Genomic DNA, 17033 nt, shown 5'->3' with positions numbered 1-17033 from the left:
CCGACCGATTTAATTTCTATCGCGAGTCACTGAATAATGCGAGCCATCATCCTTGCCGCGGGCCTTGGCCTGCGATTGCAGCAGCAGCCGGGGGCCCAGTTCCCCAAATGCCTGCTGCGCTTCGACGGAACCACGCTGCTGGAGCGTCACATACGCATGCTCAACGCGGCGGGCGTGCAGGACATCGTGCTCGCGCTGGGCTTCGAGCCCAGGCAGGTGGAAGCCGAGGTCGATCGTCTTAGCCTGGCCCGTCGCCCCGAGATCGTGATCAATGACCGCTACGACCTGGGTAGCGTGCTGACCGTGCATACCGTGGCCGATGCCATGACGCGCGGCGGCGACGTGCTGCTGATGGACGCGGATGTGCTCTACGACGAGCGCATCCTCAAGGCACTGGTCGCGGGCGAGAGCACCAACCGTCTGCTGATCGACCGCGACTTCGAGGCCGGCGACGAGCCCGTCAAGCTGTGCCTGAAGAACGGCGTGCCCGTGGAACTGCGCAAACAGCTGATGGCCGATCTCGAATACGACACCATCGGCGAGTCGGTAGGCTTCTTCCGCTTCGACGAGAAGACCGCGCGCCGCCTGGCCGAGATCGTGGCCGACTATGTGAACGGCGGACGCGCCAAGATGCCGCATGAAGAAGCGGTGCGCGACCTGCTGCTGGAAGGTGGTCATACCTTTGACACGGCCGACGTGACCGGCGCGCCGTGGATTGAAATCGATTTCCCTGGCGATGTGACACGCGCCGCCGAAGAAGTCCTGCCCCAACTGACGCGACCTGTAGGAGTTGCTCAATGAACGCCATCGACCCGAACCTGCTTTCGACCTCGCGCGCGGCCCGTCTGCGCCAGATGCTCCAGAGCAACGACCTCGAATTCATCATGGAAGCCCACAACGGCCTCTCCGCGCGCATCGTGCGCGAGGCGGGCTTCAAGGGCATCTGGGCCTCGGGCCTGGCGATCTCCGCCCAGTTCGGCGTGCGTGACAACAACGAGGCGAGCTGGACCCAGGTGGTCGACAACCTCGAGTTCATGGCCGACGCCAGCGACCTGCCCATCCTGCTGGATGGCGATACGGGCTACGGCAACTTCAACAACGTGCGCCGTCTGGTGCGCAAGCTCGAGCAGCGCGGCATCGCCGGCGTGTGTATCGAGGACAAGCAGTTCCCGAAGACCAACAGCTTTATCGGCGGCGAGCGCCAGCCGCTGGCCGACATGGACGAGTTCTGCGGCAAGATCAAGGCCGGCAAGGACTCGCAGGCCGACGACAATTTCTCGATCGTCGCACGTGTGGAAGCACTGATCGCGGGCTGGGGCATGGACGAGGCGCTGCGCCGCGCCGAGGCCTACCATCAGGCCGGTGCCGATGCGATCCTGATCCACAGCAAGCTCTCGAAGGCGGACGAGATCCTGACCTTCGCGCGCGAGTGGGCCGGCCGCTGCCCGATCGTGATCGTGCCGACCAAGTACTACAGCACGCCGACCGATGCGTACCGCAAGGCTGGCATCAGCCTCGTGATCTGGGCGAACCACCTGATTCGCGTTGCCGCATCGTCGATGCAGGCCGTGGCGAAGGACATCTACGAGAACGAAACGCTGGTCAATGTGGAAGACCGCATTGCCACCGTCAACGAGATCTTCCGCCTGCAGGATGCGGACGAATACTCGGAAGCGGAGAAGATCTACCTGTCGGGCGGCTCGGGCCCGGGCGCGGCCGTGGTGCTCGCGGCCGGACGCGGCAAGGGCCTCGAGGCGCTGACCGAGGACAAGCCGAAGGTCATGCTGCCGATCGCCGGCAAGCCGCTGCTGCGCCATCTCGTCGATGGCTTCAAGAAGCAGGGCATCAACGACATCACCGTGGTCGGCGGCTATCAGGCCAAGGCCATCGACGCTGCCGGCATCAAGCTCGCGGTGAACGAACGCCATGCGCAGACCGGCGAACTCGCCTCGCTCGCATGCGCGGCCGATGCGCTGCAGGGCGACACCGTGATCGCCTACGGCGATCTGCTGTTCCGCAGCTACATCCTGCGCGACCTCGTCGAGAGCGACGCGCCGTTCACGGTGGTCGTCGATTCCTCGGATTCGTCGGACAAGGCGGCATCGAACCAGAGCGTGCGCGACTTCGTGTGGACCTCGTCGGCCGATAACCGCGATCTGTTCGGCCAGAAGGTCACGCTGCGGAAGGTCTCCGACGACGAGAACGGCGGTGACGGCAAGTCGCATGGCCGCTGGATCGGCCTGCTGAACGTGCGCGGCGAAGGCGTGGCAAAGCTGCAGAAACTGCTCGGCGAACTGCGCGCGCGTCCGGACTTCGATTCGCTCGACGTACCCGACCTGCTCAACGCGCTCGTCGCGCAGGGCGAGGAGGTGGCGGTGACGTACGTGCATGGCCACTGGCGCGGCGTGAACGACCTGGAGGACTTCCGTCTGGCAGGCGACTTCGCGCACGGACAAACGCCGTTCGCCGCTGGCAGCGAGGGCGCCCGATGATCGAGGCGGTCGAGTTCGTCGAAGCCGCGCGTGCGCGCGGTTTCGAGTGGTACGCGGGCGTGCCGTGCTCGTACCTGACGCCGTTCATCAACTACGTCGTGCAGGACCCGACGCTGCATTACGTGTCGGCTGCGAATGAGGGCGACGCGGTGGCATTCATCGCGGGCGTCACGCAGGGGGCCCGCGAAGGGCGCCGCGGCGTGACGATGATGCAGAACTCGGGCCTCGGCAATGCCGTGAGCCCGCTCACGTCGCTGACGTGGACGTTCCGCCTGCCGCAGCTGCTGATCGTCACGTGGCGCGGCCAGCCCGGCGGCGCCTCCGACGAGCCCCAGCACGCGCTGATGGGCCCGATCACGCCGGCGATGCTCGACACCATGGACATTCCATGGGAGCTGTTCCCGACCGAGGCCGATGCCGTCGGTCCCGCGCTCGACCGCGCGATCGCCCACATGGACAGCACGGGCCGTCCGTACGCGCTGATCATGCAGAAGGGCAGCGTGGCGCCGTACGCGCTGAACGCCCAGCCGGCGCTGCCCGCACGTGCGCGCGCGACCGCGCAGGCCGACTGGCACGGCGTGGCCGAGGCGGACCTGCCGACCCGCCGCGATGCGCTGGAACGCGTGATCGCGCACACGCCGCTGGAAGGCACGGTCGTCGTGGCGTCCACGGGTTTCTGCGGCCGCGAGCTTTATGCGCTCGACGATCGTCCGAACCAGCTGTACATGGTCGGCTCGATGGGCTGCCTGACGCCGTTCGCGCTGGGCCTCGCGCTCGCGCGCCCCGACCTCAAGGTGGTGGCCGTCGACGGCGATGGTGCCGCGCTCATGCGCATGGGCGTGTTCGCGACGCTGGGCGCGTACGGTCCTTCGAACCTCACGCACGTGCTGCTCGACAACGGCGCGCACGATTCCACGGGCGGGCAGGCGACGGTGTCGCGCAACGTCTCGTTTGCCGGTATCGCCGCTTCGTGCGGCTACGCGTCGGCGATCGAAGGCGACCGGCTTGGCCTGATCGACGAGGTGCTGGGCGCTCCGCCCGCGGACGGTACGCGGTTCGTGCGGCTCGCCATTCGCGCGGGAACGCCCGACGGGCTGCCGCGTCCGACGGTGACGCCGGTGCAGGTGAAGACGCGGCTGGGCCGTCAGATCGGGGCCGATCAGGGCCGCGAGCTGGCGGACGCGAACTGAGCGGACGAACTGAGCGGACGAACTAAGCGGACGAACTAAGCGGAGAAACAAAGATGCTGTTGCTGAACCCGGGCCCCGTCACGCTGAGCGAGCGCGTGCGCAAGAGCCTGCTGCAGACCGACCTGTGCCATCGCGAAGGCGAGTTCTTCGATCTGCAGGATGAAGCGCGCGCGCGCCTGCTGGGCGTGTACGGGCTCAATCCCGCGCAATGGTCGGCCGTGTTGATGACCGGCTCCGGCACCGCCGCCGTGGAAAGCATGATCGCGTCGCTCGTCCCCGAACAGGGCAAGCTGCTGATCGTGCAGAACGGCGTATATGGCGAGCGCATCGCGCAGATCGCGACGCAATATCGCATCGCGCATACGCTGGTCACGCACGACTGGAAGAGCGCGCCCGACCTCGAGCGTGTGGCGGCGGCGATCGATGCCGATCCGTCGATCACACATGTCACGGTAATCCATCACGAGACGACGACGGGCCGCCTCAACGACCTGCCGGCGATCAATGCGCTATGCCAGTCGCGCAACGTGCGCCTGCTGGTCGACGCGGTGAGCAGCTTCGGTGCCGAGGCGATCGATTTCTCGGGGGCCATCGACGCCGTGGCGGCAACCGCGAACAAGTGCCTGCACGGTGTGCCGGGCGCGGCGTTCGTGGTCACGCGCCGCGATGCGCTGGCCAGGGCGGCGCAACGCGCGTACTACCTCGATCTTGGCCGCATGGCCAAGCTGCAGGATCAGCGCAATACGCCGTTCACGCCGTCCGTGCATGCGTTCTACGCGCTCGTGGAGGCGTTGCGCGAGTACGAGGACGAAGGCGGCTGGCAGGCGCGTCACCAGCGCTATGCGGCGCTGGCGGAGCAGGTGCGCGCGGGGCTGGCCGAACTCGGCATCGCGCCGCTGTGGGCGCCCGAGCAATCGTCCGTGGTGCTGCGCGCGTATCGTCTGCCCGCGGGCGTGACGTACGAGCAGCTGCATGACGGGCTGAAGACGCGCGGCTTCGTGATCTACGCGGGGCAGGGCGGCTTGTCCTCGGAGCTGTTCCGTATCTCCACGATGGGCGCGCTGACGGCCGACGACATGAACCGTCTGCTTCAGGGTTTCCGCGAACTCGTCAGCCGCTAGCACCACCCGGCGCAGTGCCTGACTCGCCAAAGTTTCGAGCGACGAAACTTTGATGCGGTGCAAAGTGACATCGATGCGCGAGGGCGCATATAAGCCCTCTGATCACGCTTTCGATGTCGTTTCACCCCGCAAAACCGCAGCGAGTCAGGAGAGCGCATGACCCCCCAACGCATGTTTTCGCTGCGGCCCCTCGTGGCCGCAGCCCTGTTGCCACTCTGGTCCCTGTCGATGGTGTCATCGGCGGCCGCGCAGGAGTGGCCGACCAAGCCGATCCGCATGATCGTGCCCTATCCGCCCGGCGGCCCCACGGACATCGTGGCGCGCGTGGTGGGACAGAAGCTCTCCGAACGCCTGGGCCAGACCATCGTCGTCGATAACCGTCCCGGTGCGGGCGGCAATATCGGCGCCGACACCGTGGCCAAGTCCGCGCCCGACGGCTACACGCTGCTGGTCGCCACGACCGCGCATGCCATCAACATGACGTTGTTCTCGAAGCCCGGCTACAGCACGAGCAAGGACTTCGCGCCGGTCTCGATGCTGACGAGCGGTCCGCTCGTGCTGGTCACGGCGCCCGCGACCCCCGCAAAGAATGTCGCGGAACTGATCGCGCTTGCCAAGGCCAGGCCCGGTGCTGTCACGTTCGCCAGCTCGGGCAACGGGCAGTCCACGCATCTGGCCGCCGAACTGTTCGACAGCATGGCCGGCGTAAAGATGACGCACGTGCCGTACAAGGGCAGCGCGCCGGCCCTCACCGATGTGATGGCGGGCCAGGCTACCGTGATGTTCGACACGATGCTGTCCTCCATGCCGTTCGTGCGCGACGGCAAGCTCAAGGCGCTTGCCGTGACCGGCAGCACGCGCTCGCCCGCGGCGCCCGATGTGCCCACGATGGCGGAAGCCGGTGTGCCCGGCTACGAGGCCACCGCGTGGAATGCACTGCTCGTGCCGGCCAACACGCCGCCCGCCGTGGTCGGCAAGCTCAGCGAGGCCCTCAAGGCGGTACTCACGCAGGAAGACGTCCGCGCGCGATTTGCCACGCAGGGCTTCGCCGCCGCGTGGACGTCGCCCGCCGACACGGGCAAGTTCATCACGCGCGAGATCGACAAGTGGGGCAAGGTGGTCAAGGCGTCGGGCGCGACCGTCGATTGATCGGCAACGGTGGTTTATTCCAACTAGCGATAAATCTATGAAAACCATTCGCTTGTGAGCATCAGTGCATCGCCCTTAGCATGTCTTCATATCCAAACCAGAACAGATACGGAGACATGCCATGAAGACGTCCTCGATCGCCGCCGCGCTCTTGCTGGCGGCGTCTTTTCATCCGGCACTCGCGCAGGGCGATGCTTACCCAAGCCGCCCCATCAAGCTCGTGGTGCCGTTCAGCGCGGGCAGTGCGTCCGATACGGCCGCGCGTATCGTTGCCGAGGAAGTGCGCGAGGCGCTGGGGACCATCGTTGTCGATAACCGGCCCGGCGCGAACGGGATCATCGGTTCGAGCTACGTGGCCAAGTCCGCGCCCGATGGCTATACGCTGCTGCTGACGAGCAGCGCCACCCATTCGGGCATTGGCGCCCTGTACAAGAAGCCGGGGTACGACCCGGTGAAGGACTTCGTGCATGTCTCGCGAATCGCCACGATTCCGCTGGTGCTCGTGACGCGTCCCGACACGCCGTACAAGTCGGCGAAGGAGTTGTCCGCGTTCGCGCAGAAGAACCGCCTGCGCTACGGCTACGGCAGCGGCTCCGCGCAGATTGCCGCGGCGACGTTCTCGATGGTGGCGCACGCGCCGTCCGACGCGATTCCGTACAAGAGCCAGCCGCCCGCGGTGACGGACCTGATGGGTAGCCAGATCGACTACATGCTGGCCGATACGTCGGTGGTCATGAGCTTCCTGCGCGCGGGCAAGCTCAATGGGCTGGCGATCACGACGCCGAAGCGCCTGCCCGAACTGCCGGAGGTGCCGACGATGGCCGAAGCCGGCTACAAGGACTTCGATCTGGTGGTATGGGTCGGCCTGGCCGCGCCGGCGGGCACGCCGCCAGCCATCGTCGACAAGTGGAACAAGGCCGTGAACGCCGCGCTCGCGCGACCGCAGGTGGTGGAGAAGCTGGCCACGCTCGGCATGGTCGCGAGCCCGAACTCGCCGAAGGAGCATGCGGCGTTCGCGGTGGCGCAGCGCGACATCTGGGTCTCGCGCGCCACCAGGGCCGGTGTGGAGCAGCAATGATGCATGGTGGTGACAAGCCGCGGCAGGGCCCGCTGGCCGGCGTGCGGGTGCTGGATCTCACGTCGGTGATCATGGGCCCCGTCTGCACGCAGATTCTTGCCGACTACGGTGCGGAGGTGGTCAAGGTCGAACCGCCTGAAGGCGACGTGATGCGCCATGCCGGGGCCAAGCGCGAGCCCGGCATGGGCGCGATGTTCCTGCATGCGAATCAGGGCAAGCAGTCGCTGGTGCTGGACCTCAAGCATGGCGACGATCAGGCGCGGCTGCGCGCGATGCTGCCGGCGTTCGATGTGCTCGTGCATAACGTGCGGCCGCAGGCCATGCGCCGGCTCGGGCTCGACGAAGCGGCGGTGCGTGCGCTCAACGCTTCCATCGTCTATGCGGAGCTCACGGGCTATGCCGAAGGTGGCCCGCTCCATGGGCGCGCCGCGTACGACGATGTCATCCAGGCGCAGACCGGCCTTGCCGAACTGTTCGCGCGCCAGACCGGCGGTGCGCCGCAGTATGTGCCGACACTGATCGCGGACCGCGTGACGGGCCTGACCGCCGCGCATGCCATTCTGGCCGCGCTGTACCGGCGGCAGCAGAGCGGCGAAGGCGACTTCGTGCGTGTGTCGATGTTCGAGACGATTGCGGCCTTCGTGCTGGGCGATCATCTCGGCGGCGCCTCGTTCGAACCGCCGGCGGGGCCGATGGGCTACAGCCGCCTGCTGACGCCGTATCGCCGTCCGTACCGCACGCGGGACGGATATATCGCCGCGGTGGTCTACAACGACAAGCACTGGCGTTCGTTCTTCGAGGCGATTGGCGAACTGCCGACGTTCGAGGCCGATGCGCGCTTCCAGACCGCGGCCGCGCGCGCGGACAACTACGATGCGATCTACGGCTATCTGGCCGAGACGCTGGCGACGCGCACCAGCGATGCGTGGCTCGCCTTGTTCGAAGCGTCCGATATCCCGTGCGCGCGCGTGAATCGTGTCGAGGACCTGATCGACGATCCGCAACTGCGCGCGGTGGGGTTCTTCGACGAAGGCGAGCCGCACCAGCGCCACCCGCGACACCAGCGACACATCGCCGCGCGCTTCCGCTCACCCGCCGCGACGACGGGCGCGCCCCCGGCCCCCGCATTGCCTTCGCGCACCGCTAACGAATGAGTCCCGACATGCAAGACCTCGAACATCTGACCCTCGATATCGACGCACGTGGCGTGGCCACGCTGCGGATTGCCAATGGCACGTCGCTGAATATCCTCGACTCGGACACCATCGTCGAGTTCACGCGCACGCTGCGCGCACTCGCGCGCGACCCGGACATCCGCGTGCTGGTGCTGCGCGGCACCGGCGAGAAGGCGTTTATCGGCGGTGCGAACATCAAGGAACTGGCCGCCCTGCAGCCCGACACCGCCGTGGCCTTTATCACGCGGCTGCACGATCTGTGCGAGGCGGTCCGCGATTTCCCCGTGCCGACGATCGTGCGGCTGGCGGGCTGGTGCATGGGGGGCGGACTGGAACTGGCCGCTGCGGCCGATATCCGCATCGCCGATACGGCCGCGAACTTCGCGATGCCGGAGGTGCGCATCGGTATTCCCTCGGTCATCCACGCGAACATCCTGGCGCGACTGATCGGCGAGGGCAATACGCGATGGCTGCTGCTGACGGGTGCGGCGATCGACGCGGCGCGCGCGCAGGCGTGGGGATTTCTCAACGAGGTGGTGGAGAATGCCGCGCTCGACGACGCCATCGAACACACGGTCGGGGAGATCCTCGAGGGCGGCCCGGTGGCAATCCGGACGCAGAAGGCGCTGCTGCGCGCCTGGGAGGATCCATCCATCGAGCGCGGACTCAAGACGAGCATCGCGATGTTCGGCGAGTCCTACGCCGGGCCGGAACCCGATGCGTATATGACGCGCTTTTTCGCGCGCAAGGCGGCGGAGAAGGCGAAGCGCTAGGGGACGGTGACCGGAGCGCTTCCGTTACCGGTCGCACATAACGGTGGAGCGGGGCGGTGGCCGCGTTGCTAAGATGGCACGGCAATTCGTTGACTGGTCATGCCATGCCCACCCTTGCAACTGCCGCTGCGCTTCGCCGGTGTCTGCCGGTCCTGCTGCTGATCGCCACGGCGTGGATGCATCCCGCGGCGGCGCAGGAATTGCTCGTGCTGGGTGGCCTGCAGCGTGCGGACACGGGTGGGGAGAGCAGCTATGGCTATGGCTACAGCTATCAGCACAACCTCGCGGAGAACTGGTTTGCCTCGTTCTCGTACCTGAACGAGGGCCATGTCACGAATCATCATCGAGACGGCTTTGGCGCCCAGCTCTGGTGGCGCTATCCGTTTGCCGATCGAGCGTTCAACGTTGCCGTCGGCGCCGGACCCTATCGATACTTCGACACGACGGACCGCAACGACGACGGGACGAGCGACAACCATCACGGCTGGGGGCTGCTCGCGAGCGTGGCGGCGACGTGGTACGTCGGGGGCGGACCGTGGATGGTGCAGGCACGCTACAACCGGACCCAGACGCCTTCGAGCATCAAGACCAATACGCTGCTGATCGGCGTGGGCTACCAGCTCGATCGTGGTGACCGGGGCGGCCCGGTCGTGCCGCCCCCATCGCGCGGGGATGCCGTCACGGGCAACGAGCTCACGGTGTTTCTGGGTCAGACCATCGTCAATACGTTCAATTCGGAAACGTCGTTCGCCAAGGCTGTCGAGTATCGGCGCGGGCTGATGCGCTACGCCTCGGGCACGATCAGCTACGTCGATGAAGGGGAGAGCTCGGCGTTGCGGCGCCATGGCGTGGCGGGCCAGCTGTGGCTGGAGCGCGCGTTCTTCCACGATACGTGGACGCTCGGGGTGGGCGCGGGGCCGTATTACGCGATCGATCTCAGCGAGCGGGGCCGCTCGGCGTCCGGGGCGCCGTCGCGATGGTCGGGGTTGCTGACGATGTCCGCCAGTTATCGCTTTGGCGAGCACTGGCTGGCGCGCGTGTCATGGAACCGGACGGTGACGGGGTATGACCGCGATACCGATGTGGTGCTGGCGGGGATCGGGTATCGGTTCTGATGGCCTGGTGTCGCGCGTCAACGGGAAACCGGCGGCCATGGGCCGCCGGTTTCTTCTTGCACCCCTCGTTTGCGGTGGGAGGGTCCGCTTGCGGGGGGACGGAGCAACCTGGCTACCGATCAGACGAGGGCGCCGTCGGTGTACACGTCGCGTTGGCCGTTACGGGCGCCATCGACGAACGGGTTGCGGGGGCGGTTGATGTCGCGGGCGCCGTCGGTGTACGGGTCAACCTTGCGGCTCGGTTCGGCGGAGACACCGACGCGGTCCAGACCAGCAACCGTCTGGGTACCCACCCGCGCTCCGTCGGTGAAGGGGTCGGCCTTGCCAACACGGGCACCATCCAGATACGGGTCGGCGGTACGAGCACCGTCGGTGAAGCCATCGCGATTGCTGATACGGGCGCCGTCGGTAAAGGTGCTGCGCGGCTCGCTGATGGTGCGGGCACCGTCGAGGTACGGGTCACGCGAACCCTGGGCGGCTTGGGCGGCACCACCGATGAAAGCAACGGCGAGGGCGGCGGCGGTAAGGATGGTCTTGGCGGTCATGATTGGCTCCTGGGTCTGTTCGGTTCCTGCATCTACTACTAGGTAGGTGCGTCGATGGAGTGAATATTATCTACTACTAGATAGATAAGCAAGGGCGAAGTTTAGAGCGTTTGTTCTAACCGCTGACGAGCGCCGATAGAAAAAGGGGAAGCGGTCGCCCACTTCCCCTCTATCGTCCAACTGCTGCGCAGATCAGAACTTGTGACGCATCCCCAGCAGCACGCCCGTCTGGTTCTTGCCGGCGACGGTGGTGCCGAACCCGCCCGTGCCAAGATCCGAACCGTCCTTGTTGCGCGTGTAGGCGACGCTCAGATAGACATCGGTACGCTTCGAGAACGCATAGTCCGCGGAGGCGATAAAGAGCCAGGGGTCCGCCCCGGCGTTACGGAAGTCCTGATAGTAGGCGGCACCCGTGAGCGACCATGCCGGCGTGACATCCCAGATCGCGCCCGCCCAGTACAGGTTGGTCGTCTGCGACGTGGGCGGCGTCATGATCCGGGCATAGCGATAGCCAAGGTAAGGCCTGACCGGGCCGATCTTGTAGTTCGCGGCGATCGCGGCCTTGCGCGTCTTGTTCTCGTCCGTGGCGACCGTATTGCCGTTCAGTTCGTCGTAGATGACGGCCACGGCGAGCGGGCCATTCTCGTAGGCAAGGCTGCCGCTGATCTCGCGGCCCACCTTGTAGTTGCCGGGTACCTCGACGTTGACGCCCGACGTGCCATCCGCGCCGAAGCTGTAGAACAGCTTGCCGGTGACCGGACCGAACTTGCCTTCGTATCGGATCGCGTTGTCCGCGCGCGACTGGAAGGTCGGGTCTTGTATCCCGATCGAATAGCGCGTGGAAATGGCCATCGGGTCGTACTGCACCCCGTACTCGTACATCGGCGTGTTGTGACGGCCCAGCGTGATCTGGCCATAGGTGTGGCGCAGGCCGACCCATGCCTGACGGCCGAACAGGCGGCTCTGCCCGCTCTTGCCATCGTCGATATTGAAGCCGCTCTCCAGCGCGAAGATCGCGCTCAGGCCGCCACCGAGATCCTCCGCGCCGCGCAGGCCCCAGCGCGAACCGGAGAGGTTGCCCGACTGCATCCGTACCGACGTGTTGTCGCCTGGACCCAGATGATTGACGTACTCGATACCGGCATCGACGACGCCGTACAGCGTGACGGACGTCTGAGCGAACGCTCCACCGGTAAACAGACCTGCTACAGCTGCCGCAATGCGTAATTCTCTCGCCTTCATGCTTTGACTTCCCTCGTGACAAAAAAACCGCCATCCGGCTCCGTGGAAAACGGCCGGATTTCATTCGTCAGTAAGGGCTGAGAATCACCACTTTGGGCATCGCGAGCGGGCTCGCGTGCAGCGGTTGGAAGGAATGGTTGTCCATGCAACCGGACAACATCCGAATATGGGATCGGATTGTGTACTGCCCGATGTTGCAGCGCAAATACGGGAGAACCCTAGCTCGTCATTTATCATCGCGCCATGAACCTGACCCTTCGCGAATTCCGCGTGTTCCGTGTGGTGTACGAACTGCGCAGCTTCAGTGCCGCGTCGCAGACCGTGCATATGACCCAGTCCGCGGTCAGCAAGATCTGCCAGGAGATGGAGGCCAAGGTCGGTCAGCGCCTGTTCGAGCGCACCACGCGCAAGGTCCTGCCGACCCAGTTGGCAGACCAGCTCTATGGCTATGTCTGCGAGGTGCTCGGCACCATGGACGCGGCCGAGCGCAGCCTGCAGACGCTGCTCGATCTGGAAAGCGGCGAGGTGCGCGTGGCCGCGTCGCCGATGATGTCCTACGGCTTGCTGCGGCAGCCCGTGGCGGCGTTCCACGCCGCGCATCCCGGTATCGAGATCGGGCTGCACGAACTGTCCACGGACGAAACCGTCGAGTATGTGGTGAACGGGCGGGTCGACTTCGGGCTCGTCTCGCTGGAGGCCGGGCATCCCAAGCTCGCGATCGAGCATCTCTACGACGAGACCCTGCACGCGATCTGCCTGGCCGACCATGCGCTCGCGCGCAAGCGTGCGTTGACGTGGGACGTGCTCGCGCGCTATCCGCATATCTCGATGCATCCGTCGTTCAGCACGCGCCGCACCGTCGATCGCGTGTACGCGCAGCACGGGCTGACGTATCGCTCGGCGATCGAGGTAGGCACGGTGCTGTCGGTGCTGGCGATGGTGAAATCGGGGGTGGGCGTGGCCGTGTTGCCAGGCTATGTGCTCGACTTCGTGAAGGACCTCGGGCTCGTGGCGCGGCGATTGCCCGCGACCGGGTATCGGCATCCGATCTCGCTGATCCGGCGCTGGAACGCGCGGCTCTCGAATGCGGCCGAGGCATTGATCGAGCGGGTCAAGCAGAGCGCGCCCGGTTGAGCGGGCGATGTCCCACATGTAACGGGCCTGTTTCAGTTTCTGCAGGAAATGGCCGTAATATTGCGCAGACTCTTTTCAGGTTTGTCTCACGATGCTCAAGGTTTTCTCTTTCGCTGGTTTTTGGATCTCCGCTGCCGTGGCCACGGGCGCGATGGCGCAGCCCGTACCCCCGGCGGCCGCGCCGCTGGGGCTCGAGCTCGGGGTAAGCAAGTGCGCGAAGCTCACGCATGCGCAGAACCACGTCAACGCGGGGAAGGCAGCCTGGGCGGGTGGGGATGCGATCGAGATCAAGCATCTCGAGCGGTTCAATCTGCCGGGGCTGACGCGCGTGATCGTGAATTGCGATGGGTCCGATGCGGTGGCGTTGATTACGCTGACGTTCGATCGGCCCGCGCTCGATGACGTGACGAAGAAGCTCGATGCGCGCTACGAATCGAAGCGCAAGACGGACCCGGGCGCCGAGAATGGCTATGCCGAGTGGGCGGCGGCCAATGGCAGCATCGAACTGCTCTATGGGCGCGACAGCAAGCAGTTCACCACCGCTTACTGGGCCAAGGGCGCCAAGGCGAAGTACTTCGCTTACGGCGGCGCGCAGCCGACTGGCCCGGCCCCCGCGCCGGCCGTGCCCGCGGCGAAGGTGCAGGCACCGCTATAAGCGCTGCCCAAGCACCGCGTGTAGCGCGCGCTCGAATCGCGGATCCAGCACGGCCCCCACGTTGAACCTCGACCACGGCGACGTGGCCTCGGCGTTCACGCGGAAGACGCGGCCCGGGGCGATCATGACTTTTTGCGCCAGCATGCGCTCGGCGACGACCAGCGAGTCGGTGACCCCCGGCATCGTGCCCCATAGATAGAGGCTCTGTTCGGTCCGCGCGAAGATATCGATGCCAAGGCGGTCGAACAGCGCATGGGCCCTGGCCGTCGCCGCCGTCATCCGAGCGCGCAGCCGCGCGATATAGCGCTGGTAATGCCCTTCGCTGAGAATCACGTCGATCGTGCGCTCGCAGTATTCCGAACTGCTCACGTGGATCAGCGCCTTCAGGTCCGCGAGATCGCTCGCCAGATCGGCGCTGCATGCAATGAACCCCACGCGTAACGCCGCCGAGAACGACTTGGAAAAGCTGCCCACGTAGATCGTGCGCGTCAGCTGGTCCAGCGCGGACAGACGTGGCAGCGTGGTCGGCTTGAAATCGGCCAGTGCATCGTCTTCGACCAGCATCACGTCATACTTCTGCGCGAGCTGCAGCACGCGGTAGGCCTTCGCGGCCGACAGGTCGGAGCCCGTGGGGTTGTGGCCGACCGATTGCGTGAAGAACAGCCGTGGCCGCCGCTGAACGAGCAACTGCTCGAGCGCATCGAGGTCGGGACCATCGGCCAGGCGCGGCACGCCGACGATGCGCGCGCCGGCGAGCTTGAGCTTGCCGAACAACGGGTAATAGCCCGGGTCATCGACGAACACCGTCGCGCCCGGCGGCACGAAGTAGCGGATGACCAGATCGAGTGCATCGTTGGCGCCGTGCGTAAGCACGATCTGGCGCGCATCGGCGCCCACCCCCACATCGCCGAGCTTGCGCACGAGATGGTCGCGCAGCGGCCCATAGCCAAAGCGATTGCCATACCGGAACAACGCACCCAGACCGGTGCGGGCGACCTTGTGGTGGTACTTGTCGAGCCGCGCTTCCGCGAGCCATTCCACCGGCGGAAAGCCATCGCCGACCGCGAGCACGTCGGGCCGGCTCTTGAGCTGCTCGCGCATGAGCCAGACGATATCCATCGCGCGCCGCAACGAACCGGGTTCCTCGTCGGGCCGCGCCTTCGCGTGCTGGTCCAGCACGAAATAGCCGGCCCCGCGGCGCGGCTCCACGAGGCCGCGGCTCACCAGCAATTCGAACGCCGCGACGATCGTGTTCTTGCTGTAGCCGTGCAGCGAAGCGAGTTCGCGCAGGGAGGGCAGCTTGTCGCCGGCACGGTAGGCGCCTTCGACGATCTGGCGCTCGAGCGAGTTGGCGAGCGTGGCGGAGAGGGTGGTCGATCGGGTCACGATGGCGGGCGGGTAGGCGAGTGTCCTGCCGAACTGTACCTTTTTTCATGGGTACAGTGGACCTAAAGTGTCACCATTCCATACCAACAAGGAGACACCGTGGGCCTCGACTCCCGGCTACCGAATTTTCGCGCCCTCACGCCCGCGCAACGCCTGCAGCATCTGGCCGGCGCCGCCGCCCTCTCCCCCGACGACATCCGCCTGCTGGCCGAGCCCGGCGCGCTGGGCAGCGCGCTGGCGGACGGGATGATCGAGAACGTGGTCGGCACGTTCGAGCTGCCATTCGGCGTGGCCGGCAACTTCCGCGTGAACGGCCGCGACGTGCTCGTGCCGATGGTCGTGGAAGAACCCTCGGTGGTCGCCGCCGCGTCGTTCATGGCCAAGCTTGCGCGCGACTGCGGCGGCTTCGAGACATCGAGCACCGTGCCGCTGATGCGGGCGCAGGTGCAGGTGCTCGGTGTGTCCGATCCGCACGGCGCGCGCCAGGCACTGCTGCGTCAGCGCGAAGACATTCTCGCCGTGGCCAACAGCCGCGACAAGGTGCTGATCGGCCTGGGCGGAGGCTGCAAGGATATTGCCGTGCACGTGTTCCAGGACACGCCGCGCGGACCGATGGTGGTCATGCACCTGATCGTCGATGTGCGTGATGCCATGGGCGCCAACACGGTCAACACGATGGCCGAGGCCGTGTCGCCGCTCGTGGAGAAAATCACGGGCGGATCGGTACGGCTGCGTATCCTGTCGAACCTCGCGGACCTGCGGCTCGCGCGCGCCCGCGTGAGGCTGCCCGCATCGGTGCTCGCCACGGCCGAGCGCAGCGGCGAAGAGATTGTCGAGGGCGTGATCGATGCCTACGTGTTCGCGGCGATCGATCCGTACCGCGCGGCCACGCACAACAAGGGCATCATGAACGGGATCGACCCCGTGGTCGTGGCCACCGGCAACGACTGGCGCGCGGTGGAGGCTGGCGCCCATGCCTACGCGTGCCGCAACGGCCAGTACACATCGCTGACGCACTGGGAGAAGGATGCCAGCGGCGCGCTGGTCGGGACGATCGAACTGCCGATGCCGGTCGGGCTGGTGGGCGGCGCGACGAAGACGCATCCGCTGGCACGCCTCGCGCTGAAGATTCTGGACGTGAAGTCCGCGCAGGAGCTCGGCGAGATTGCGGCGGCGGTCGGACTTGCCCAGAATCTCGGGGCGTTGCGGGCGCTGGCCACGGAAGGGATCCAGCGCGGCCATATGGCGCTGCACGCGCGCAATATCGCGCTCGTCGCGGGCGCGGTCGGCGACGAAGTCGATCGCATCGCGAAGCGGATGGCCGAGGAGAAGGACGTGCGGACCGACCGGGCCGTGGCGTTGCTCGCGGAACTGCGCGCCTGAAGCCTTTGCAGGAGAGAAAACCAGAGCATCGTCTGCCGCGCCACACCCGTGCGCGCGGCAAGACGGGCCATCAAGGAGACAAGTCGATGAAACCTCAAGCCGACGCATCGGCATGGGACCTGGTCGAGGTCTGGGGAGATACCGCGGATACGCGCCATCTCGCCTGGGCCATCGCGATCGGGGCCGTTGTCAGCATTGCCGCTTACCTTGCCGCGAGCCGCCTGCTCGCGACCCTCGTCGCCAATGCCGATCTTGCACGGGCTTACGCCATGCTCGCGGGGCTGGGCGGCTGCCTGCTCTCGGGCGTGCTGTGCGCACTGCTGTTCGCGCCCAAGCGCGAGGTCACGGAGGATGCAGCCGCGGATCCCGCATGGCGCGAGGAAGTGCTCGACAAGCTCGCGGCGGAGAACGGCGGCCTCGGTTCGATCGCCGACCTGCCCGCCGCCGCGGTGCGCGAGCTCGAGGCCCTGCAACTGCTCGAACTCTTCGCCGCACGCGAACGCGCGGCGCGTCCGGAGGCGGTGGCCGCCGCGGCGCGGCACGTGCCGGCGCCGGCGTCGCCGGTATCCGCATCGTCGTAAGACACGGAGATGAA

General features: G+C 66.4%; 16 protein-coding genes. 13 read left to right on the top strand and 3 right to left on the bottom strand.

What is annotated here, in order from left to right; genetic code table 11:
- Window positions 1-36: 36 nt before the first annotated feature.
- The 9 genes from FOB72_RS26340 to FOB72_RS26300 all read left to right on the top strand — a co-directional run bounded on the left by FOB72_RS26340 (window position 37) and on the right by FOB72_RS26300 (window position 10093).
- Window positions 37-801, top strand: coding sequence for an NTP transferase domain-containing protein (locus tag FOB72_RS26340; RefSeq protein ID WP_150375773.1), 765 nt, complete (start codon window positions 37-39; stop codon window positions 799-801).
- Window positions 798-2492 (top strand): phosphoenolpyruvate mutase, encoded by a 1695-nt coding sequence (gene aepX, locus FOB72_RS26335; RefSeq protein ID WP_150375771.1) that lies wholly within the window; start codon window positions 798-800, stop codon window positions 2490-2492. The genes FOB72_RS26340 and aepX overlap by 4 nt, the downstream gene beginning before the upstream one ends.
- A complete protein-coding gene (gene aepY / locus FOB72_RS26330) occupies window positions 2489-3682 on the top strand; it encodes a phosphonopyruvate decarboxylase (RefSeq protein ID WP_150375769.1) in 1194 nt (397 codons plus the stop codon). Before aepX ends, aepY begins: the two co-directional genes overlap by 4 nt.
- 53 nt (window positions 3683-3735) lie before the next feature.
- A complete protein-coding gene (locus FOB72_RS26325) occupies window positions 3736-4803 on the top strand; it encodes a 2-aminoethylphosphonate aminotransferase (protein ID WP_150375767.1) in 1068 nt (355 codons plus the stop codon).
- A 228-nt stretch (window positions 4804-5031) separates the two neighbouring features.
- Entirely contained in the window at window positions 5032-5952 is a 921-nt protein-coding gene (locus FOB72_RS26320) for a tripartite tricarboxylate transporter substrate binding protein (protein WP_223851802.1), read from the top strand.
- Window positions 5953-6073: 121 nt separating this feature from the next.
- The gene (locus FOB72_RS26315) at window positions 6074-7030 is read left to right on the top strand and encodes a Bug family tripartite tricarboxylate transporter substrate binding protein (protein ID WP_150375765.1); all 957 of its coding nucleotides are present in this window, start codon (window positions 6074-6076) and stop codon (window positions 7028-7030) included.
- Complete coding sequence (locus FOB72_RS26310; protein WP_223851578.1) at window positions 7027-8184, top strand: CaiB/BaiF CoA transferase family protein; 1158 nt, start codon at window positions 7027-7029, stop codon at window positions 8182-8184. Before FOB72_RS26315 ends, FOB72_RS26310 begins: the two co-directional genes overlap by 4 nt.
- 8 nt (window positions 8185-8192) lie before the next feature.
- Window positions 8193-8978 (top strand): enoyl-CoA hydratase, encoded by a 786-nt coding sequence (locus tag FOB72_RS26305; RefSeq protein WP_150375763.1) that lies wholly within the window; start codon window positions 8193-8195, stop codon window positions 8976-8978.
- A 104-nt stretch (window positions 8979-9082) separates the two neighbouring features.
- Window positions 9083-10093, top strand: a complete 1011-nt coding sequence (locus FOB72_RS26300; RefSeq protein WP_150375761.1) for an outer membrane beta-barrel protein — start codon at window positions 9083-9085, stop codon at window positions 10091-10093.
- A gap of 119 nt (window positions 10094-10212) precedes the next feature.
- Here the strand turns inward: FOB72_RS26300 and FOB72_RS26295 are convergent, their stop codons facing one another.
- Window positions 10213-10638, bottom strand: a complete 426-nt coding sequence (locus FOB72_RS26295) for a hypothetical protein (protein ID WP_150375759.1) — start codon at window positions 10636-10638, stop codon at window positions 10213-10215.
- Window positions 10639-10830: 192 nt separating this feature from the next.
- Window positions 10831-11880 (bottom strand): porin, encoded by a 1050-nt coding sequence (locus FOB72_RS26290; protein ID WP_150375757.1) that lies wholly within the window; start codon window positions 11878-11880, stop codon window positions 10831-10833.
- Between the two features lie 243 nt (window positions 11881-12123).
- Here FOB72_RS26290 and FOB72_RS26285 point away from each other — a divergent pair, with 243 nt between their 5' ends.
- Window positions 12124-13014 carry a LysR family transcriptional regulator gene (locus tag FOB72_RS26285; RefSeq protein ID WP_150375755.1) on the top strand — a complete coding sequence of 297 codons (891 nt, stop codon included), beginning with the start codon at window positions 12124-12126 and terminating at the stop codon, window positions 13012-13014.
- Window positions 13015-13165: 151 nt separating this feature from the next.
- A complete protein-coding gene (locus FOB72_RS26280; RefSeq protein ID WP_191002275.1) occupies window positions 13166-13669 on the top strand; it encodes a hypothetical protein in 504 nt (167 codons plus the stop codon).
- On the opposite strand, the gene FOB72_RS26275 is transcribed toward FOB72_RS26280, so the two are convergent.
- Window positions 13664-15055: a PLP-dependent aminotransferase family protein gene (locus FOB72_RS26275; RefSeq protein ID WP_223851577.1), complete on the bottom strand. Its 1392-nt coding sequence runs from the start codon at window positions 15053-15055 to the stop codon at window positions 13664-13666. The two genes, FOB72_RS26280 and FOB72_RS26275, sit on opposite strands and share 6 nt — an antisense overlap.
- Window positions 15056-15154: 99 nt before the next feature.
- Between FOB72_RS26275 and FOB72_RS26270 the strand changes: the two genes are divergently transcribed.
- Window positions 15155-16438, top strand: a complete 1284-nt coding sequence (locus FOB72_RS26270) for a hydroxymethylglutaryl-CoA reductase, degradative (RefSeq protein ID WP_150375751.1) — start codon at window positions 15155-15157, stop codon at window positions 16436-16438.
- Between the two features lie 86 nt (window positions 16439-16524).
- On the top strand, window positions 16525-17019 hold the full coding sequence (locus FOB72_RS26265) for a hypothetical protein (RefSeq protein ID WP_150375749.1): 495 nt from the start codon (window positions 16525-16527) through the stop codon (window positions 17017-17019).
- Window positions 17020-17033: the final 14 nt, after the last annotated feature.

This window comes from Cupriavidus pauculus (assembly GCF_008693385.1).
In the GTDB taxonomy this organism is placed as follows: Bacteria; Pseudomonadota; Gammaproteobacteria; order Burkholderiales; family Burkholderiaceae; genus Cupriavidus; species Cupriavidus pauculus_D.
This window is presented reverse-complemented; position numbering and strand designations above follow the sequence as displayed.